General features: G+C 46.9%; 18 protein-coding genes. 16 read left to right on the top strand and 2 right to left on the bottom strand.

Annotated features, from left to right (window positions below; translation table 11 throughout):
- The first annotated feature begins 21 nt into the window (after window positions 1-21).
- From LMJ53_RS05535 to LMJ53_RS05590, 12 genes are all read left to right on the top strand, one after another.
- The gene (locus tag LMJ53_RS05535; protein WP_229585172.1) at window positions 22-699 is read left to right on the top strand and encodes a Fe2+-dependent dioxygenase; all 678 of its coding nucleotides are present in this window, start codon (window positions 22-24) and stop codon (window positions 697-699) included.
- Window positions 700-847: 148 nt separating this feature from the next.
- Entirely contained in the window at window positions 848-1,399 is a 552-nt protein-coding gene (locus LMJ53_RS05540; RefSeq protein WP_229585173.1) for a carboxymuconolactone decarboxylase family protein, read from the top strand.
- Between the two features lie 108 nt (window positions 1,400-1,507).
- The gene (locus LMJ53_RS05545) at window positions 1,508-2,263 is read left to right on the top strand and encodes a haloacid dehalogenase type II (protein WP_229585174.1); all 756 of its coding nucleotides are present in this window, start codon (window positions 1,508-1,510) and stop codon (window positions 2,261-2,263) included.
- A 198-nt stretch (window positions 2,264-2,461) separates the two neighbouring features.
- On the top strand, window positions 2,462-2,632 hold the full coding sequence (locus LMJ53_RS05550) for a hypothetical protein (RefSeq protein WP_229585175.1): 171 nt from the start codon (window positions 2,462-2,464) through the stop codon (window positions 2,630-2,632).
- Window positions 2,633-2,876: 244 nt separating this feature from the next.
- Window positions 2,877-5,255 (top strand): TonB-dependent receptor, encoded by a 2,379-nt coding sequence (locus LMJ53_RS05555; protein WP_229585176.1) that lies wholly within the window; start codon window positions 2,877-2,879, stop codon window positions 5,253-5,255.
- A gap of 31 nt (window positions 5,256-5,286) precedes the next feature.
- Window positions 5,287-7,470, top strand: coding sequence for an FAD-dependent oxidoreductase (locus LMJ53_RS05560; protein ID WP_229585177.1), 2,184 nt, complete (start codon window positions 5,287-5,289; stop codon window positions 7,468-7,470).
- Window positions 7,471-7,474: 4 nt separating this feature from the next.
- Window positions 7,475-8,269: a DUF547 domain-containing protein gene (locus LMJ53_RS05565; RefSeq protein WP_229585178.1), complete on the top strand. Its 795-nt coding sequence runs from the start codon at window positions 7,475-7,477 to the stop codon at window positions 8,267-8,269.
- 136 nt (window positions 8,270-8,405) lie between these two features.
- Window positions 8,406-9,554, top strand: a complete 1,149-nt coding sequence (locus LMJ53_RS05570; protein WP_324295590.1) for an ABC transporter substrate-binding protein — start codon at window positions 8,406-8,408, stop codon at window positions 9,552-9,554.
- On the top strand, window positions 9,551-11,275 hold the full coding sequence (locus LMJ53_RS05575) for an ABC transporter permease (RefSeq protein ID WP_229585180.1): 1,725 nt from the start codon (window positions 9,551-9,553) through the stop codon (window positions 11,273-11,275). Before LMJ53_RS05570 ends, LMJ53_RS05575 begins: the two co-directional genes overlap by 4 nt.
- Before the next feature lie 10 nt (window positions 11,276-11,285).
- Window positions 11,286-11,939 carry an ATP-binding cassette domain-containing protein gene (locus tag LMJ53_RS05580; RefSeq protein ID WP_229585181.1) on the top strand — a complete coding sequence of 218 codons (654 nt, stop codon included), beginning with the start codon at window positions 11,286-11,288 and terminating at the stop codon, window positions 11,937-11,939.
- On the top strand, window positions 11,933-12,559 hold the full coding sequence (locus LMJ53_RS05585) for a CDP-alcohol phosphatidyltransferase family protein (RefSeq protein ID WP_229585182.1): 627 nt from the start codon (window positions 11,933-11,935) through the stop codon (window positions 12,557-12,559). The genes LMJ53_RS05580 and LMJ53_RS05585 overlap by 7 nt, the downstream gene beginning before the upstream one ends.
- Window positions 12,560-12,564: 5 nt before the next feature.
- Window positions 12,565-13,392: a sterol desaturase family protein gene (locus LMJ53_RS05590; RefSeq protein WP_229585183.1), complete on the top strand. Its 828-nt coding sequence runs from the start codon at window positions 12,565-12,567 to the stop codon at window positions 13,390-13,392.
- 1 nt (window position 13,393) lies between these two features.
- On the opposite strand, the gene LMJ53_RS05595 is transcribed toward LMJ53_RS05590, so the two are convergent.
- Window positions 13,394-13,810: a hypothetical protein gene (locus LMJ53_RS05595; RefSeq protein WP_226750892.1), complete on the bottom strand. Its 417-nt coding sequence runs from the start codon at window positions 13,808-13,810 to the stop codon at window positions 13,394-13,396.
- Between the two features lie 135 nt (window positions 13,811-13,945).
- On the opposite strand from LMJ53_RS05595, the gene LMJ53_RS05600 reads away from it, so the two are divergent.
- From LMJ53_RS05600 to LMJ53_RS05615, 4 genes are all read left to right on the top strand, one after another.
- Window positions 13,946-14,539, top strand: a complete 594-nt coding sequence (locus LMJ53_RS05600; protein WP_229585184.1) for a TetR/AcrR family transcriptional regulator — start codon at window positions 13,946-13,948, stop codon at window positions 14,537-14,539.
- 109 nt (window positions 14,540-14,648) lie between these two features.
- The gene (locus LMJ53_RS05605; protein WP_229585185.1) at window positions 14,649-15,191 is read left to right on the top strand and encodes a biliverdin-producing heme oxygenase; all 543 of its coding nucleotides are present in this window, start codon (window positions 14,649-14,651) and stop codon (window positions 15,189-15,191) included.
- A gap of 137 nt (window positions 15,192-15,328) precedes the next feature.
- Window positions 15,329-15,790, top strand: coding sequence for a response regulator (locus LMJ53_RS05610; protein WP_229585186.1), 462 nt, complete (start codon window positions 15,329-15,331; stop codon window positions 15,788-15,790).
- Between the two features lie 54 nt (window positions 15,791-15,844).
- Window positions 15,845-18,442, top strand: a complete 2,598-nt coding sequence (locus tag LMJ53_RS05615; RefSeq protein WP_229585187.1) for an ATP-binding protein — start codon at window positions 15,845-15,847, stop codon at window positions 18,440-18,442.
- Between the two features lie 119 nt (window positions 18,443-18,561).
- Here LMJ53_RS05615 and LMJ53_RS05620 read toward each other — a convergent pair whose 3' ends face one another.
- Complete coding sequence (locus tag LMJ53_RS05620) at window positions 18,562-20,742, bottom strand: EAL domain-containing protein (protein WP_229585188.1); 2,181 nt, start codon at window positions 20,740-20,742, stop codon at window positions 18,562-18,564.
- Window positions 20,743-20,941 lie beyond the last annotated feature (199 nt).

Below are 20,941 nucleotides of genomic sequence, written 5' to 3' on the forward strand. Positions count from 1 at the left end.
TTAACCTTTAGGAGCTAAAACATGCACGTGTTAAAGCAATTACTGACTAAAACTGAAGTGGCAGAATTTCGTCAAACGCTGCAACACGTGCCTTGGTTAGATGGCAAGGGCAGTGCAATGGGGATGGCGGCGGCAGTGAAACACAATGCGCAAGCAGACCGCGATCATCACCAGGTACAGCAACTGGCTAATCGTTTACTGGCGAAGTTTGGGCATAACGCCAGTTTAATGGCTGCAGCCTTACCACATCGTATTTATCCACCGTGTTTTAATAGTTATGCAGAAGGTGGGCATTATGGCTGGCATGTCGATGCCGCCATTATGCGTTTACCGGATCAACAGATATTGCGTTCAGATCTCTCCATCACGGTGTTTTTATCAGAGCCAGAAGACTACCAAGGTGGCGAGTTAGTCATTCAAACCGATTTTGGTGAGCAAAGCGTTAAGCTCGCGGCCGGTGATGCGGTGTTGTATTCCTCGGCAACCTTGCATCAGGTGATGCCAGTGACCGCCGGGCAGCGTGTGGCGGCCATCAGTTGGTTACAAAGCATGATCCCCGGCACGGCAATGCGCGAAACCTTATATCAACTGGATTTAAGTATTCAAGCCTTGGCAGGTCACTCGGGGGTAGAGCGCGCTGAATTAGACCGCTTACATCATATTTATCATAACTTGATCCGTCAGCATGCACAGGTATAGCACACTTTATGAAAGCGGATGACTGACATATTTGAACGATTGCTCATAAATAACTTGAACGACTGTTCATGTTTGGTTATAGTGACCTCATCAGCACGGCAAATACTGTCGGCAGATACTTTTTCGCTATTAACTAAGGATCATAATTATGAGTCACTTCACTTTGCACACCGTCGATACTGCGCCAGATGACAGCAAGTCTATGCTGCAAAACTCATTAAGCGCCTTTGGTTTTATTCCTAATTTACATGCGGTGATGGCAGAAGCGCCGGGGTTGTTAGACGGCTATCAAGTACTGCATAAGCTGTTCAGCGAATCGTCGTTTAATGCTGAAGAGTTAACCGTAGTATGGCAAACCATTAATGTTGAACATGAATGTGGTTATTGTGTCCCTGCGCATACGGGTATTGCGCATATGATGAAAGTGGATGCCGAATTAACCGAAGCGTTACGTAATCGTGCGCCTTTACCGACAGAAAAGCTGCAAGTACTACACGACACCACGCTTGCCATGACGCGCAGTCGCGGCAAACCCTCAGCAGAGCAACTTGAGCGTTTCTTTGCTGCAGGTTATACCCAGCGCCAGTTGTTAGAAATTGTGTTGGGTTTAGCACAGAAGGTGATGAGTAATTATACCAATCACTTAGCCGCGACGCCGGTTGATGCGCCATTTCAAAAATTTAGCTGGTCTGCAAAATAAGCCTCGCTTGTTTGTTTAAATGATTTGCTTAAATGACGACAGCAAAGTGGCCTAGTATTCGTCGCTTTGTTGTCTTAATCCGATCAATCACTGAGGAATTGACGACTAATGTCTTTTATCCCCCGTTGCCAACGGTCATGGTTGGCTTTTGTGTTACTGTTTTTATTAGGGACCGGAATGATGAGTCACGCCGCTACTCAACCTAAAGTCATTGTTTTTGATGTTAACGAAACACTGTTAGATTTAGAAACGATGCGCAGTTCTATCGGCCAAGCTTTAAATGGCCGAGACGATTTAACCGCATTATGGTTTTCAACCATGTTGCATCATTCTTTAGTGACCACTGTCACGGGTGATTACCAAGACTTTGGCAAGATTGGTGTGGCTGCGCTGCTGATGGTGGCGCAGAGTAATCAAATCCGTTTAACCGAAGAACAAGCCCTGACGGCGATCAAGGGGCCTTTATTGTCACTACCAGCACACCCTGATGTAAAAGCCGGTTTAGCGGCACTAAAGGCCAAAGGCTACCGACTGGTCAGCTTAACCAACTCATCCAATAACGGTGTCGCCACGCAGTTTGCGCATGCGGGGTTAACCGACTATTTCGAGCAACGGTTAAGTATTGAAGACATTAAAGTGTATAAACCTGATCTCAGGGCTTATGCTTGGGCGTTAGCTAAATTAGGCGTTAAGCCAGAAGAGGCGTTAATGGTTGCAGCACACGGCTGGGATATTGCTGGCGCGAAAGCAGCCGGTATGCAAACCGCTTTTGTGGCAAGGCCTGGCAAAACTCTCTATCCGCTGGCGGCTGCACCTGATTACGTGGTGCAAGATTTAGCTGAGCTAGTGCAAAAGCTGAACTAAGGCGCAGATAAACTCCTGCGCCGGCTGTTTTGATCTGCTCAAGTCATTTCGGTTAAAAAGCGCGAGGTAAAATCTAAGGCACGCATAGGCTTATTTTACTCATAACCCAAGCCAATATAATATCCCGCCGGAGCCTTCGCTTGATAGAGGCTCTGGCTTGCGTTGGCTAATTAAGGTGTTTTAGTTCTAAGGTTACTTATGCAGCAACATATTAACCAAACGCGGCTAGAAAACACCCTGAAATTTGAACATGCCCATCCTGAGATTATGTTGCGCTTTAGCTGCGAAGAGCAACGTAATGCCATTTTCGGCCACGTTTCCACCCTAGTAGCGCTCGTTTTTCTGCAACAGCTAGGTTCTTCTTTTTAAGGTCGTTGGGCTAGAGGCGGCTTTTTTCAGTATAAGCAATCATGCAGTTATCTCTGCTTTGGCCTCGCGTTGGCAGACATTTATTTTCCTAATGCTGTAACTATTTTTAGCTAAACCAACAATACTGAGATAATACGCACCGAGTGGTGCGTTTTTTACATTATAGTTAAGTCAGTAGGCTTATCGGCATTTAACGCTTCAGCACTGACATCTCACTTATTCTTATAAAAAGAAGGTATTTATTTTGCGATTTCATTATCACCCCTTAGCGGCAGCGATTGCGCTGACACTTCTCACCGCTTCAACTCAAACCTTAGCGCAAAGCATGGCAGCAACCGAGTCTGCTGAGCAGACGGATCCGGTCGAAGTGATTAATGTTAAAGGTGTGCAAAGCGATGACGACCGTATTTCGCCGAAATTTGCCCGGGTCAGCGGTAGCTTTGGTGATGACAAAGCGCTAGTCGATATTGCGCGCTCGGTCACGGTGATTACTGAAGAGATGATGCAACAATATGCCATTACTTCACTGCAAGATATTTTAGCCCTCACGCCTAATAGTTATGCGGCTTCTGGCTTTGGCGCGCCCAGTTTACCCAGTTTACGCGGTCAGTTAGGTGAGCTGTTTGAAAACGGCATTCGTCGCCAAGCGGGTAATAATGGTTTTGGTGTGCCGTTATCCTTTAATGCGATTGAGCAACTCGATATTGTAAAAGGGCCACCACCGGTGATACTCGGTAGCACCCAGCGCAACGGCGGTTATGTTAATTTGGTCAGTAAAAAAGCCTCGGTAGAGCAAGCCAGTCAGCAGCTGAGGGTCAGTGCGGGCAGTTGGCAGCAATATCGGGCCCAGCTAGATATCAATCAGCCGCTATTGGAAAACGAAGCCGGTGTGCGCCTAAGCTTAGAGCATATTGATGAAGACAGTTTTTATGATTTTAGCCATCATCGCAGCACCAGCGCTTATGTCAGTGGTCGCTGGCAGTTAGATGCCGATACGCGTTGGGATCTGAGCGCCGAATATTATAAAGCCAATTATACTGACATCGCTGGCATTAACCGGCCAACCCAAGCGCTGATCGATTCGGGCTTGTATATCACCGGCCAAGGTCGTCAGCCTAATGGCAGCACCGTACCCGGTGCTTTTGCGCTCGTGTCGCCCACGGGCCAAGTACTGTTGCCGCGCAATCAAGTACTGACCGATCCAGACGATACTAACCAAGCGCAAACCTTTTTAGTCCACAGTGAATACCGACAGCAACTCAGTGAGCAGTGGTTAGTGCGCAATATCAGTTATTTTCAACATTTAAGCCGCGAAGAGATTGCCGGCAACAGTTTTGTTGAGATTATTGATGGCGCTGATACCTTTGAAAACCGTACCGAATTCCAATATCAGTGGCAGGCAGAGCAGCAAACCACCTTTGGGCTGAATGTCCGTTATAACGATGTGCTGGGCTACAGCCAATTTACTACCGAAGCGGATCTTCCTATTGATTTAACCGGGCCGCTGTCTAATCGACGCATCCCGTTAACGCCAGCACAGCAAGCGCGCTTAGTCGAGCTTCGCCCCGGTATTTATGTGTCACCCGGTGCGCAATACGATATTAATAACGACGGCACCGGTGATTTCTCCTTATCCGACACCACGGATTCAACCAGCTGGCAAACCGGTATCTTTGTGCAACACGACAGCCAGTGGAGTGATAAATGGAGCAGCATTGTTGGCCTGCGTGCCGATCAGTATGACGTGACCGCCCGTGATGCGTTGCCGCCGGCAGGGCAAATAGCGGCGCAAGATAGCCATGCTGAATTACTGTCTAGCGGTATGCTGAGTGTCAGTTATAAACTGCAGCCCGATTTAGTGCTGTATGCCAGCGCTAATTACAACGAAGCAACCTCTAACAGTATGGCTGGCGGCACGGTTTTGGGGGCGAACAATCAAATTAACCCGCTTAACTTTGCCACCGAAAACACCTTAGTTGAAACCGGAATTAAATACGATCCCGTGCAGAGCAGCTGGTATGCAGATGCCGCGGTGTTTCAACAGCGGCGCAGCTTACGTAATCGTGACGGCAGCAACAGCGGTATTCGTACGGCTGGGTTTGAAGCGCAGGTGTTTTACCGCGCCGAGTTATATTGGTTTAATCTCGCCTACAGCTATTTAGATGCGCGTTATGATGATTCAGCAAGCTTTCAAGATAGCCAGCAAGTTGCTGATGCTTTTGATAACTCACGCCCCGATATTATTGCCGGTACCGGCATTGGCGCACCGAATTTTGCGGGCTTTGCGCCATCATCTGGCCGAGTACAGGGGATCCCCTCAACGATTTTGTCTTTGAATGCCGGTTATCAATTAACGGATTCTTGGCAAGTGGGGTTAGCCACGGTGTATACCAAGAGCTATCCGTTAGACTTCTTGGCTACGGTGCAAATTCGCGATCAGTATCATATTAATCTGAACAGTAGTTATCAGCTGAGCCCACAATTGTTAATGCGACTGGATGTGCTTAACGTTACGCAGCAGCAAAATTGGCGGCCGGTATTTGAAGGCGGCTATTTTGGCTCAACTTTGGTGTTTCCTGAATTACCCCGTAATGTAAAAGCCTCGGTGACCTACCGTTTTTAATGCTGCGCTCTTAAATTGATAAGTGGATACTATGTTTAAAAAAATATTGGTTTTACTGTTATTGCTGTTGCTTGCGGGCAGTTTTTTTTACTTCGACCTGCATCAGCTGTTGACCTTTGCCGGTTTAAAGCAAGGGCTAACAGAATTTAGCCAGTGGTATCAGGCGTCGCCTTGGCTGGTCGCGGGTGGGTTTTTTCTGTTTTATGTACTGGTTACGGCGCTGTCCTTACCGGGTGCATTAATTCTTACTGTGGCATCAGGGGCCTTATTTGGCTTATGGCAGGGTTTGTTATTGGTGTCATTTGCCTCAAGCATCGGTGCCACCTTGGCTTTTTTAGTGGCGCGCTACATGCTGCGCAGCACCTTGCAACAAAAGTTCTTTACTCGGCTAAAAGCCATTGATCAAGGCATTGAACGAGATGGTGCCTTTTATCTGTTTACCTTGCGATTAGTGCCCATTTTCCCGTTTTTTCTCATTAATATATTGATGGGTTTAACCGCGCTGCGGGCAGGGACTTTTTATTGGGTGAGCCAAGTAGGCATGTTAGCCGGTACCTTTGTTTATGTGAATGCGGGCACACAGATAGCACAGCTTGACAGCTTAGCCGGTATTTTATCGTTAAATATGCTGTTGTCTTTTGCACTATTAGGCTTGTTCCCTTGGTTGGCGAAAGGCTTAATTAAACTGATTAATCAGCGCCGCTTGTATGCGAAATGGCAAAAACCAAAGCAGTTTGATCGAAATCTGATTGTGATCGGCGCCGGCGCAGCGGGGTTAGTGAGCAGTTATATTGCGGCAGCGGTGAAAGCCAAAGTCACCTTAATTGAAGCGCATAAAATGGGGGGCGATTGCTTAAATTTTGGCTGTGTACCCAGTAAAGCGTTAATTAAAAGTGCCAAGGTCGCGCATACGCTGCGGCATGCCGAGCATTATGGTCTAGCGGCGGCCGAGCCGTTGAGTCATCAGCAGGGCATGCTTGCGCCGTTTTCGTTTAAAAAAGTCATGGCGCGCATTGAGCAAGTGATTGCTGATATTGCGCCACATGATAGCGTAGAACGTTATACCAATTTAGGGGTTGAGGTGTTGCAGGGTTATGGCAAATTGCTCGATCCATGGACGGTGCAGATCACGCTGACGGATGGCCGTGTGCAGCAACTTACCGCGCGCAGCATTATTATTGCCGCGGGGGCACAGCCGTTTGTGCCGCCTTTACCCGGTTTAAAAGAGCTGGGGTATTTAACCAGTGATACCTTATGGCAGGCTTTAGCCGAACGTGAGCAGCCACCGGCTAAATTAGTCATCTTAGGGGGTGGGCCCATTGGCTGTGAGCTGGCGCAAAGTTTTGCCAGGCTTGGCAGTGAAGTGACGCAAGTCGAAATGGCCGAGCGGGTGATGATCAAAGAAGATCGTGAGATCAGTGATTTTGCCCACAAAGCGCTGACCAGCAGTGGTGTAACGCTATTAACGTCGCACAAAGCATTACGCTGCGAAATACAAGATGCGAAAAAATGTTTAATCGTCGAGCATCAAGGCCAAGAAATGGCCTTGCCTTATGATGAATTAATTTGTGCTGTAGGCCGTACCGCACGCTTAGAGGGTTTTGGTTTGCAAGAGCTCGGGATTGAAACCTCGCGGACAGTCCAAACCAATGACTATTTAGAAACCTTATTACCGAATATTTTTGCGGCAGGGGACATTGTTGGGCCTTATCAGTTTACGCATGTGGCCGCTCATCAAGCTTGGTATGCCGCGGTGAATGCGTTGTTTGGTCAGTTCAAAAAATTCAAAGTCGATTATCGCGTGATCCCCTGGACAACCTTTATCGATCCGGAAGTGGCCCGAGTGGGCATCAATGAGCAAGAAGCCAAAGAGCAGGGCATCGCTTATGAAGTCACGCGCTTTGACATAGGTGAGTTAGATCGCGCCATCACAGATGGGGCTGCGCAAGGCTTAGTGAAAGTGCTGACTAAGCCGGGTAAAGATCAGATCTTAGGGGTAACCATTATTGCTGAGCATGCCGGCGATTTATTGGCTGAATTTGTCTTGGCGATGAAGCACGGTTTAGGCTTAAACAAAATTTTGGGGACCATTCACAGTTATCCAACCTGGGCCGAAGCCAATAAATACGCCGCCGGCGAGTGGAAACGTGCGCATGCGCCTGCAACGATTTTAGCGCTGCTGCAAAAATACCATCACTGGCGCTTAAAAGGATAAGCTTATGCGTTTTGTAACACTGTTATGGCTACTGTGTTTTAGTTTACAGGGGCAAGCGCGCACCTTTGAACATCAACCGCTGACCCAGTTATTACAGCAAACGGTGTATGCTTTGCCCGGTGGCCATGCCACCGCGGTAAATTACCGGTTGTTGCAACAACAGCAAGCGCAACTTGAGGCCTATTTAACCTCGTTAAGCGCTGTAGAAATGAGTACATTTAAGCAATGGCCTACGGCAGAGCGTTTAGCCTTTTTGCTCAATGCTTATAACGCTTGGACATTACAGTTGATTTTAACGGCGTATCCCAACTTAGACTCTATCAAAGATCTGGGCACTTTGTTTCAGTCACCGTGGAAGAAACGGTTTATTCCTTTATTAGGTCAACACCGTTCTTTAGATGAAATCGAACATGAGATGATCCGCGGCAGCGGTGACTTTAACGAGCCGCGCATTCATTTTGCCGTGAATTGTGCCAGTATCGGTTGTCCGGCGCTGCGTGAAGAAGCCTATAACGCGGCCACTTTAGAACAACAATTAGAGCAGCAAACGGTGCGTTTTCTGTCCGATCGCTCGCGCAATTTAGCCACTGACGAACGCTTGCAGCTGTCGGCAATTTTTAAATGGTACAAAGAAGATTTCCAACAACCTTGGCGCGATAGCCGCAGTTTGGCGAGTTTTTTGTTGCGCTATGCACAGGCGTTACAGCTGGATGAACGCCAACAGCAGCAGTTAGCGGCAGGCAAGCTGCCGATTTCTTTTCTGGATTATGATTGGCGGTTGAATGCAGTGGCGCAGTAATTTGGCTTGGTTTTGCCAAAGCTTGTGCCAATGTAGTGTGTTGTTATGCGCCAGTCTGTCTTTGGCCCACGCTAGCGTAACAGAAACGGCAAATACAAACGTGGCTAGTAAAAATAGCACCTCAGCGCACGCTAGCATGTCAGCTATGGCTGTTGCAAACAGTGCCGCCTGGCAGCAGATCATCGCACAAGGCCAAAATCAACCGGTGTACTGGCATGCTTGGGGCGGCGATCCGCAGGTCAATCAGTATATTCAGTGGGTCGGCCAAGAAGTGGCAGCGCGTTATGGTATTCGTCTTACTCACGTCAAGCTGGCAGATACCGGTGAAGCGGTCAGCCGCATCTTAGCCGAAAAGGCCGCCAACAATCATCGTAATGGCAGTGTTGATCTGATTTGGATTAACGGGGAAAATTTTGCCAGTTTACAACAACGGCAGCTGTTAGAAGCAGATTGGGCTGAGCAGTTGCCCAACTTCATTTATGTGAATGCTGACGAAAACCCGCAAATGCGTTTAGATTTTGGTTTGCCGACGTTAGGGATGGAAGCCCCTTGGGGCCAAGCGCAGCTGGTTTTTTATTACAATAGTCAGCATCTTGCTTCAGCGCCTCGCACGATGGCAACACTGCTTGAATTCAGTCAGCAACAACCAGGGCGTTTTACTTACCCCAGGCCGCCTGATTTTTTAGGCGTAAGCTTTTTAAAGCAATTATTATTGGTGCTTAATCAGCAAGACCCGTTATTGTATCAGCCTGTTACCGCCGCCAGCTTTGAACAAATGACCGCAGTGCTGTGGCCATATTTAGCCAAATTACATCCCAACTTATGGCGCCAAGGTCGGCATTTTCCGAGCAGCGGCAATGAATTAATGCGTTTGATCAGTGATGAAGAATTACAACTGGCGTTTAGCTTTGCGCCTTCCAGCATTCCTGCCGCGGTGCGTCGTTACGATCTGCCAAGCAGCACCCGCAGCTATGCCATGCAGGATGGCAGTTTAGCCAATGTACATTTTGTGGCGATCCCGTTTAATGCCGCGCACAGCGCCGCGGCCAAGCTGGTGGCGAACTTTTTATTGTCGCCAGAAGCACAGTGGCACAAACAGCAATTAGCGGTATGGGGGGATAGCACCGTTTTAGACAGCCGCTTATTAAATTGGCCCAGTACAACACAAACCGAGCCGGCTGCTTTGCCGCTAGCAAGCACGACCACAGCCTTAGCTGAGCCGCATCCGAGTTGGAGTAGGGCGCTTACCGCCGCTTGGTTAGCACGTTATGGGGTGCAACCATGAAACTGGGCCAGTCACTTTATGACTGGGGTATCAGGGTAGCGCCTTGGTTGCTATTCGCCCTGCTGGTCCTGCCGGTGTTAGGCGGTTTAATTGGTGTGTTGTTACCGGCCTTTGGTTGGTTGCCCACGCTGGGCTCTCAGCAGGTTAATTTACTGGCGTGGCAGCAATTGTGGCAACAACCGGGTTTACCACAGATGGTCACATTAAGTGTCACAAGCGGCGTGTTAAGTAGCCTGTTGGCGTTGCTGGTATGCTTGTTATTACTAGGCTGTTTTTATGGTAGCCGAGGTATGATGCTGCTACAGCGGATCTTTAGTCCGTTGTTAGCCATACCGCATGCTACGGCCGCGATTGCTATTGCTTTTTTGCTCACCCCATCGGGTTTTTTTAGTCGGGTATTTGCTTTGCTCACCGGCTGGCAAACACCGCCAGATTGGTTACTCCCCAATGATGCTGCAGGCGTCAGTATTATGTTGGCGCTCTTTTTAAAAGAATTACCGTTTTTAATGATTATGTCACTGGCTGCTTTAGCAAACAGCACAGTGTTAACGCAGTTTCAGTTGGCGCAAAGCATGGGCTATCAGCGATTAACGGCCTTTTGCAAAGTGGTGTTACCGCAGCTTTATCCTAAATTACGTTTACCTATTTATGCGGTGTTAGCCTATGGGTGTGCCAATGTCGAAATCGCGCAAATTGTTGGCCCATCAGGGCCACCGACGCTCGCCGTGGCAATTGTGCAGTGGTTTAATGATGTCGATTTACATCGCCGTTTTATGGCTTCGGCCGGTGCCGTATTGCAATTAGCTGTAGTGTTAAGTGTACTGCTCGCTTGGTGGTGTGCCGAGCGCTTGCTGGCGTGGGGCTTAGGCCGCCTGTTAAGTAATGGCCGCAGAAGTTATGCCGATGTTTTCTGGCAACGTTTAAGCCGGTTAATTTTAGGCCTCGTTGGCTTGACGTTAGTATTGGCGATGGGGGGCTTAATACTGTGGTCGCTGGCGGGTTATTGGTCTTATCCCGATTTAGTCCCCGACACCTTGCAACTCAGCCATTGGCTCACGGCGTTGCCATTTATTCGGTTACCGCTGTTAAATGCCGTAGTCGTCGCATTTGCGGCCAGTGGTTTGGCCTTGCTGTTAACACTGGCCACCTTAGAAGCTGAGCAAGTGCGGCAAAAACCGCTCTCTTGGTTGAGCCAAAGTATTATTTATTTACCGTTGTTAGTGCCGGCAATCGCCTTTTTATTTGGGGTTGTTTGGTTACAAGAGCAACTGGGCATTGCCCCAGGTATGGGCACAGTGATCGCCAGTCACAGCTTATTTGTATTACCTTATGTGTTCTTGGCGTTAGCGGGCAATTATCGTTTGTTGGATCCGCGCTGGGCGAATGTCGCTGCGAGTTTGGGTTTATCGCCGGGCGCCGTGTTTGTTCGCGTTAAATTGCCCTTATTGTTTAAACCAATTTTATTGGCCTTGGCTTTAGGGCTAGCGGTCAGTTTTGGTCAATATTTGCCCACACTGTTAACCGGTGCGGGTAGGGTTGCTACGCTAACCACCGAAGCCGTTGCTCTGGCCAATGGTGGCAGCCGCCGTTTGGTTGCGGTATATGCCTTATTACAAATGTTGTTACCTGCTTTGGCCTTCTTGCTAGCCTATTGGTGCAGCAAACTATTTTTTCAGCCTGGCACCAAGACGCAAAGCAACGCCTCTGTTGCAGTAAAATGAGATAGGATTTATGACGAGCGGCACGCTTCAGATCAACGCTTTACAGTTAAGTCGTCAGCAGCAGCCTTTGCTGTCGCTCAGTACCGAGATCCATGCTGGAGAAGTACTGACGGTTATGGGCCCGTCGGGCAGTGGTAAATCGAGTTTACTGAATTGGCTGAGCGGTTTATTGGCGCCGCAATTTAGCGCGTCTGGTCAAATAGTGTTAGATGGTAAAGACATCACTCACTTGCCGCCGCATCAACGGCACATGGGGTTGTTATTACAAGATCCGTTATTGTTTCCTCATCTGAATGTGGCAGAGAATATCGCTTTTGCCATGCCTAAAGCCATTAAAGGTGCACAGCGCCAAGCGCAGATCTTAGCGGCGTTAGACTCGGTGGGGTTAGCTGACATGGCATTGCGCAATCCGGCGAGTCTTTCGGGTGGGCAACAAGCGCGGGTGGCATTGTTGCGCGTGATGCTAGCGCAGCCTAAAGCGTTATTATTAGATGAGCCTTTTAGCAAACTCGACAGCCGTTTGCGCCAAGAAGTACGCGAGTTAGTGTTTAACTTTATTCAGCAAGCGAAGATCCCTGCGCTGTTAGTCACCCATGATCAGGCTGATGTTCCCGCCGCTGGGCGGTTGATAAACCTAGCTGAAATGGAGGCCGCCACATGTTAGATGCTAAGATCACACCCTTGTTAAAACCGTTAATGCAGCCGCTGGTAAAACAGTTAGATCAGTGGAAAATAAGCCCTAATCAGTTAACCGTGCTGGGTTTTTTGTTCGGTATGTTGGCTTTACCCTTGCTAGCCTATCAAAACTATACTGCCGCCTTGCTCGTGATCTTGCTCAATCGCGTGGTGGATGGCTTAGATGGTGCCTTGGCGCGCTGGCAAAACAGCAGTACCGCTTCCGGTGGCTTTTTAGATATTAGTTTAGACTTTTTGTTTTATGCCGCCATACCTTTGGGTTTTGCTTTGGCTGATCCAACCGCCAATGCTTTAGCGGCTGCGGTGTTGTTGGCCAGCTTTATTGGTACCGGCTCCAGTTTTTTAGCCTTTGCCATTCCAGCAGAACGTTTACAATTAGCGCGGCCACAATTTGCGAATAAAAGTTTTTACTACTTACATGGTCTGACTGAAGGCACCGAAACCATTTTATTGTTTGTCGCTTTTTGTGTATGGCCGCAGCATTTTAGCCTACTGGCTTATTGCTTTGCTTTTGCCGCCGGTATCACCATCGTGACGCGGGTTATTGGCGGTTTTAAAACATTAAAGCACTACGAGCAAGCGGAGTAAGCAGCATGGCGCATGAGCACTATTATCGGCTCGGAATATTTTTAGGCATGTTGTTGCTGATGATGCTGTGGGAAGCGTTAGCACCGGCCCGGCGTGATCCGGTAGGTCGGTCTTGGCGTTGGCGTACAAATTTGTTGTTAATGGTTTCTGGCACGTTGTTGATGCGTTTATTAGCGCCAATTAGCTTAGTAGCACTGGCGCAGGTAAATCAGCAGCAAAGTCTTGGCCTGTGGTATCTGTTCGCCATGCCGTATTGGCTAATGGTGTTGGTGAGCGTGCTTTTTTTAGATATGGCTATTTACTGGCAACACCGATTATTTCACCGTATACCCCTGCTTTGGCGCTTACATCAAGTACATCATGCTGATCCGCATATTGATAGCACCAGTGGCTTGCGCTTTCATCCACTAGAAATTCTGCTCAGTTACTTTATTAAGTTGTTCTTGGTATTTTTACTGGGCGTACCGGCGCTTGCGGTGCTGTTATTTGAAATTATTTTAAATGCCAGCGCGATTTTTAATCACAGCAATATTCGTTTACCGGCGATGATTGAGCGGCCACTGCGTTGGTTTATCGTGACGCAGCAGATGCATCGTATTCATCACAGTCAGCGTGTTGTTGAAACCAACAGTAATTACGGCTTTAATTTATCCGTTTGGGATCGTTTGTTTGGCAGTTATTGTGAAAAAGCACGGAAAAGCGATGCGCAATTAGATATTGGTTTGGTGCAATATCTGAAACCTGAGCAAAATACCGGTTTAGCTTTCTTACTCAGCTTACCGTTTCGCCGTGTTAAAGACACAACTCGAAACGATAAACCGGTTAAGAAATAATTTATTTACCCAGGGTAAATTTAGTGTCGGCATCTCGAAGCAGATACAAGGCTAAACAAGCGGCTAGCATCGGCCATGCTGCGAAGAATAACAGGTTATTAAAGCCGTCTAAGTATTGTGCATAGCTTGAGAAAGTTGAACCACTGTGCATCAGTAAAATAATGCCGTAGGTAATGCGCTTCTTAAAACCGACCACAAATGCTAATACTAAAATCAGCTGCAATACGCCAAGAACGGTAAAAATATCGGCAGTTAAACCGGGCAAAGCATAAAATTTGCCAAACACCGCAGCGCTGTGTGCCGGGTTAACAAATTTGTCTAGCGTCCACATTAACATGACAATAAATACGCCTAAGCGCAGTGACAATAAAGACCATTGTAATCTTGGCTGCAAGGATCTGAGGTTTTGTTCTGACATCTTGGCTCCTAGTTTGATATCGTAAGTCGGCGAGACGGTAAATGTTAATTTACTTGGTAACGCAGGCGAGGTACTATAAAGCAAGTTGAGCAAGTGTTCAAAGTTATTTTTTTACCTGTTTAAGACGAGGGCAAGATGGCCAATTCGATAAAATTTGACCGCGCCGAGGTGATCAGCAAAGCGCAACAATTGTTTTGGCAGCGTGGTTTTAATGGAACCTCGATGCGAGATCTGTTGGATGCGGTAAATTTACGACCAGGCAGCTTGTATGCCAGTTTTGGTGATAAAGAAAGCTTGTATCACGAAGCATTATTACATTATGCAGAAAAAGGGCAGCAGGCCTTTGCATCAGCACAAGCGCAACATCAGTCGGCGCTGGAAACGTTAAAACAGTTTGTCCGTTCGCAAGTGCTCGGTTCGCAGCATGAACCAAGCCAAGTGTGTATGTTAGTAAAAACAGTGGCCGAATTAAGCGCAGAAGGCTCGGCTTTAGCCGAATTGGCTAAAACGCTATTGCAAAATATTGAATTCGCTTTTAAAACATTACTTGAGCAGGCGGTTGCAGAGGGCGCTGTGCTTTCTGCGCCACCTGAACGTTTAAGCCGCACTTTACAGGCGCAAATTATTGGTCTTAAAACCTATGCTCAGCTCAAACCCGAGCCTGCGGTGTTAGCGGCGATGGTAGACGACATTTTAGCGGGTATTGAAAAACCACAAGCTGTAAATTAAACCGCTGCGTGTTGCGGGTAAAACGTTTGCTGTGAAGGATGTTATGACGTTATCGCTAAGTAGTCAGTTAAAAAGTGCTACCCTAAAACAGCATACGCAGCTGGATTAGTTGGCGTTATTTCAAGCGCTTAGCTCAGCAAATATTAGCGCGGCTCACTACGAAACCGTGATAAGCGGTTTTGCCGCCTTGTTATCATGCTGGCAACCTCAATTTGCCTTAGCAGCACAGACTTATGCGATCCCGGATTTTGCTCACATTGCCGATCATGGCCTCGCACTACAACAAGATATCACGGGGTTTTCTGCGCCTTGCTGTTTGCCCGAGCCAGCCGCCGCCACAATTTGTTCGCCCGAAGATTATTTGGGCTATAGTTACGTTTGGCATGGTGCCAGTTTAGGGGCACAGTTTATTTTAGCTCGCTTACGGGCTTCGGCACTGAATACGAATTATCCATTTGCTTATTATCAGCAACTCAGCCAGCAAAGCCAGGCGGCAACGCACTGGCCGTTATGGTGTGCGGATTTAAATACTTACGCTGCAAAGCAGCAGCTCTCGACAACCGCAATAACCCTGGCAGCGCAACGATGTTTCTCACAGATCATTGATTGGTTCAGTGTATTACCTGTTGCTACTGACATAGCCGCTGAATAAGTGGTTTATCAATTACAACTGCGAAGTATTAGGCGGCATAGGTAAATTTTTACAGCACAACAGTTTGCATGAGCCTTAGCAGTGGCGGTTAACTGCTGAGGATTTCATTTTAAAAGGACAAGCGTAAGCTTAATCACATGGATAAAAAACGCGCGATGACATCTCCTGATACGACTTTAGATAATGCCGAGGCTACAGAGCCAGCATCGGCAGCATTGGCAACAGACTCCTTACGTTTTGTTTTAGTCGATGATGAAGTGCAATTCATTGAAACCTTCGCCAAGTTACTGCATCATCAAGGCCATGAGGTGAATGTATTTTACAGTGGCTCAGCCGCGTTACAATTCTTAGCCAAACAGCCACAGGCCATCGATGTATTGGTGACTGACTTTGCGATGCCGCAGATGGATGGGCTCAGTTTAATTCAGCGTATTCGTGCGCTTGGGGTAAACGCGATGATTGCGGTGATGACAGGGTTTGCACAAGAGGAGGATGAAGCTAAGTTTTTGCATGCCGGTGCCGATTTTGTGCTAATCAAACCCATTAGAGTGGGGCAATTATTAGCCAAGTTAGCCGAGCGCAGGCAAGTTGGTACTTAACCCTGAGTGCAGCCGTTATCGTGTTTCTTTGTTGCTCATTAGAATAGGCTAGATATGGACAAGCGAGTACCGGTAACCTTAGCAAATTGCGACCAAGAACCTATTCATATTCCAGGGGCGATCCAACCGTTTGCTTGGTTATTTATTTTAGATGATAAGCTGAGCATTCAAGGCGTATCAGAAAATTTTTTACAGCAGATGCAGCTTAATTCCGCGCAGGTGCTTACACAAAAATTTACCGATTTAGCGTGTTTTCAGCAGGTTAATTGCACTGCAGTTGGGGTATCCAATCAACTAATAAGCATTAAGCAACAACCTTACCATTTACGCTGTCATGCGCTAAGTGATCAACCCAACTGGTATGCGATAGAAATAGAAGCGGTTGTTCAAACCTCGGCCACCAGTGATGATGCCCAAAGCCAAGCCCAGCATATTATTTCTCACTTATTGCCTTGTAAAAGCCGTAGCGAATTATTCAATACTTTATTGCTAATGCTGCGTGATTACATTGGTTTTGATCGCTGCATGGTTTATCAGTTTGACGATCAGTGGAATGGCTCGGTTGTGGCCGAAGCGAAAAGCCCAGAGCTGGAATCTTTTTTAGGCTTACATTACCCCGCATCTGATATTCCGGTGCAAGCGCGAGCGCTCTATCAAAAAAAGTTAACGCGGTTAATTGCCGATGTAAACTATACCCCAGTACCCCTGTTGCTGGCGCCAACGGTTGATTTTGCCATTGATATGACAGGCATTGATGCTCGGGCGATCTCACCGCTGCATATCCAGTATTTACAAAATATGGGTGTACAAGCCACCTTAGTGATCTCGCTGATTGTCAATGGCAAGCTGTGGGGCTTGGTGGCGTGTCATCATTACCGCGGCCCGCATTATTTAAATCATGAAACGCGACTGTCTTGCGAAACCATCGCCTTGATGAGTGCTTTGTTTATTGAACGCTTAGAAGCCAAAGTGCTGTTTAATAAAAACCGCAGCTTGCGCCGAGCATTAACCATCGGGGATATTCAAAAATTTATCGATAACCCTAAGGCGTATCAGCACATTTCTAGCAAGATTTTAGAGTTAACTCGGGCGGATGGGGTGGCTTGGTTTGATGGTACTCAGCTAAGAGGTTTTGGCAGCAGTTTAACCCCAGAAGCGTTTTCAGTATTACAAGCCACATTACTATCTAACCCTGATAATGTGATCTTTATTGATTCACTGAAGCCTCTACTGCCGCCAGAGCAGCGGCAAACCGATGTCGCCGGGGTGTGTGTCATCCGATTAATCGCTGAAGATCCCAGTGTTGAACAAGCACCTTGTTTGCTGTTATGTCGGAAAGAAGCCATCACGCAGATCAATTGGGCGGGTAATCCCTACGAGAAAACCCTCGCTGATGCGCAGCAACAGACCCATTTATCGCCAAGACGCTCTTTCTCTGTCTGGACAGAAGTGATGAAAGATCGCTGTGAAAATTGGACCTGGCTGGATAAATCGCTAATTGAAGAGTTGCAAGTTTTACTGCTAGAAGCCTATTTATTACAAATTAAACTGCAACGCCATCTTGAGTTAAAAGTGATTGCTGATGGCAGTGATATTGGTGTCTGGAGTTTAGATACAGAAGCCGGCACCTTGTATTGGAGCGATCGGATGTTCGAGATTTATGGTGTCGATGCCGAGCATTTTGATGGTCAATACCAGAGTTGGAGCGCCTGTATTTTTGAAAGCGACAAAGAAAATGCGCGGCTAGCGTTTGAGCGAGCGATACACCAGCAACAAACCTTTCAACATTCCTTTCGGATCAATCATCCGAAAAAAGGCATTCGTACTATTCGGGCGCATGCTGATATGTTGTTAGCCGAGAATGGTTTAGTGAGAAAAGTGATTGGTACTAATGTGGATATCACGGAAGAAATTGCTAAAAATAAGGCTATTCAGCTGTCATTAGATGCCTCAACCAAGCAAGCTCGCTTGGTTTCGTTGGGGGAGCTTGCCGCCACTATCGGCCATGAAATTAATAACCCGTTAGCGATTATTTTATCCAGTTTAGAATTACAACAGATTGCCTTTGAAGAGCAACCCCCTGCCATAGCGGATGCGATGGAAACCAATAAGCGAGCCATGACCGCTGCCGAACGTATCATGAAAATCGTCTCCGGATTAAACAGCTTATCGCGTAACTCGCCGCCAGAAAATAAACAGGCGCAATGCGATTTACCTGCGGTAGTGCAAGAGGTGGCAGAAATGATGGATCAATTGCTACGTAAAAACGGCGTGGTGATCAAAGCCACTATTACAGCGACGGAGCACTGCGCAGCCATCGATACTACAGCCATTCAACAAGTGTTGATTAACCTGATTAACAATGCGAAAGATGCGATGGCGGGTTATGCCGAAAAACTCATCCGTTTAACGCATTGGCATGATGAGCATTATGCCTACGTTGCGGTGCAGGATCATGGTACCGGTATTACTGATGAAACGAAGGCCCGTTTGTTTACGCCATTTTTCACCACTAAAAAACGCGGCGAAGGCACCGGTTTAGGGCTTTCAATTGTGCGATCATTATTAGTTGAAGTGAAAGGCGACATTTTGCTTGAGACAACCTTAGGGCAGGGCACCACCTTTACGGTAAAAATCCCGCTGTGTGATTAATAACGGCTGCAGTTTGCGGGTATCGCTCGTTTACTCGGGTGCGTTATGGTTGAATATACCTAGCGCTTTGACCGCTTAAGCGGGTTTTCAAGTCAATTTAATTTGCATAACGTTAGGCATTAATCAGGGGTTAATAAGCGATTAGCTTTACTCTCAGAGTTAATATGCATCATAACATCGGCTTTATGATACAGCTGCTGTAAAGTCATGGGTCTTGCCGCATTTGAGATAGCCGAGCCATAAGAAAACGCAATGGTGGGTAAATTAGCCGAGTTATGTTTTTTAAAACCAATGGTATCGCGTAGCCTTTGAATAAGCTGCTCTACATCGATGTCATGATTACTGATCATGACCACGATAAACTCGTCTAAGCCCAAGCGGGCAATTAAATCTGACTCACGAAAAGTCGATTTTAAATCGTTGGCGAATTCTTGCAGTACTTCTTCACCCGTGAGGCGACCGTATTGCTGATTAATCTCGTTAAAGCCATTTAAATCAAAATACAGCATTAAATAAGTTAAGCCTTCTTTACGGCACAACTCGTTTAGCAGCATCGCCCGTTTCTCAAAAGATTTGCGATCCATCAACCCGGTGATCGGATCCGCGTGCGAATTGGCTGAGTTTTGTAATTCTATGGTGACTAATTCAGCTAAGCTTTTTAGCAGTGCGCTGTCTTTTGCGGAGAACGCTCTGGGTTTATTGTCGATAATGCAAAGTGCGCCTAAAGATTCGCCTTCGGTTACCGTAACAGGGTAACCGGCGTAGAAACGAATATGGGGTGAGCCTGTGACTAAGCTATTGCGCTTAAAGCGTTCGTCTTGTTGCGCATCTGGCACGATGAAAGTATGTTGCTCGCGAATGGTATGATCACAAAAAGCCACTGAGCGAGGTGTTTCTTTTAAATCAGTACCCTTGCGAGATTTAAACCATTGTCTGTTGGTATCGATCAACGAAAACACACTGACGGGCACGTTAAATAAGCGAGCCGCCAGACGTGTGATCCGATCAAAGCGCTCTTCTTCGGGCGAATCTAGCAATTCATAGGCTTTTAAAATGGCGATCCGCTTCTCTTCCGAGGCCTGAGTATTGTGCTCAATCCATGCTGTCACTTTGTCTGCCGCCATGGGCCTGGCAATAAAGTAGCCTTGGGCATTATCGGCATTCATTCTTTTTAGCAATGCCAGTGTAGCCTCATCTTCAATGCCTTCGGCGGTCACTTTTAAGCCCAAACGATGCGCCAGTTCAATGGTGGCATTAATCACGATTTTTGATTCTTCCGCCTCTAAAGCCGTCATGGTAAAAGAGCGGTCAATTTTTAATTCGGAAAAGGGCAAACGTACTAATTGCAGCATTGACGAAAACCCGGTACCAAAGTCATCAATAGATAACCTGAACCCTTTTAAACGCAGCCGAGTGAGCAAATCCATCGATAAGATCGGATCTTCCATTGCCGCCGTTTCAGTCAGTTCTAAGATCACATTGCTTGGGCTAATAGTGAGATCCGCACACAGGTTGGCTAATTCCGACACCATGTGATCTTGTTGTAATGAGCAAGCAGAGATATTCAGTGACAGCGTCAGTTTGTTTTTATGCTCTTTGCTCAGCAACGTGCAATGCTGCATCAGTTCGCTGAACCAGGTAAGCGCTTGCTTAAAGATAAGTAAGGTTAAAGCGTCAATTAAGTGGTGGTTTTCCGCAATCTTAATAAACACATCAGGGCTTATAAACCCCAGTTCATCATCTTGCCAACGCGCCAATACTTCAAAGCCTTTAATTTGATGAGTTCGGCATTTGATAATGGGCTGCACGGCAAAGGTGATAATGTTGTGCTCAATGGCATGCGTTAATTTATTTTTTATAGCGTTAACATCGTAGGCTTGTTGCTGCTGCAACACGTTTTTTAAAGCATGTTTATTATCGTTGTGCAGTGGCTCGTGCAGCACATCACGTATTTGTTTGACATAAAAAGGCTTGGGTAAAATACCGATAATATTTAACCCTCGCGCCTTGGCCGAACGTGCTGCCGCTTCGATTATGCGTTCACTGACACCACTACAGATAACGATTTTACTTTGATTGCCCTGATCGGCTAACGCATTAAGAATTTGTACGCCATCCATCGTTGGCATATTCAAATCGATAATGACATTATGGGGCAGCCAGTTATCTAACAGGTTTTGGAAGGTCAGGTAATCCGTGGTATATCGAACAGTAAAACCGTCTTTTTTAGCCACATCGGCTATGGTTTTGCAGATTAATTCGTCATCGTCGAGAATCAATAATCTTTTTTCAATCCGCATAACAGCCTTTTATTTTAATGAGGTTTAAAAAATGCAATGAAAGTATGCATCCAGAAGTGATTGAAAACCATTCAATATTTAGCATAATGCCGAAAAATAGCGAGTAATGCTTAAACAGTATAGCCTGTATTAGCGCTAAGTGTCGGTATTAGTTTAGCTGTTAAAGTTATGGTTAAAACAGCGAGCGCTAATGTGAGCT

This window comes from Rheinheimera sp. UJ51 (assembly GCF_020819615.1).
Taxonomy (GTDB): domain Bacteria; phylum Pseudomonadota; class Gammaproteobacteria; order Enterobacterales; family Alteromonadaceae; genus Alishewanella; species Alishewanella maricola.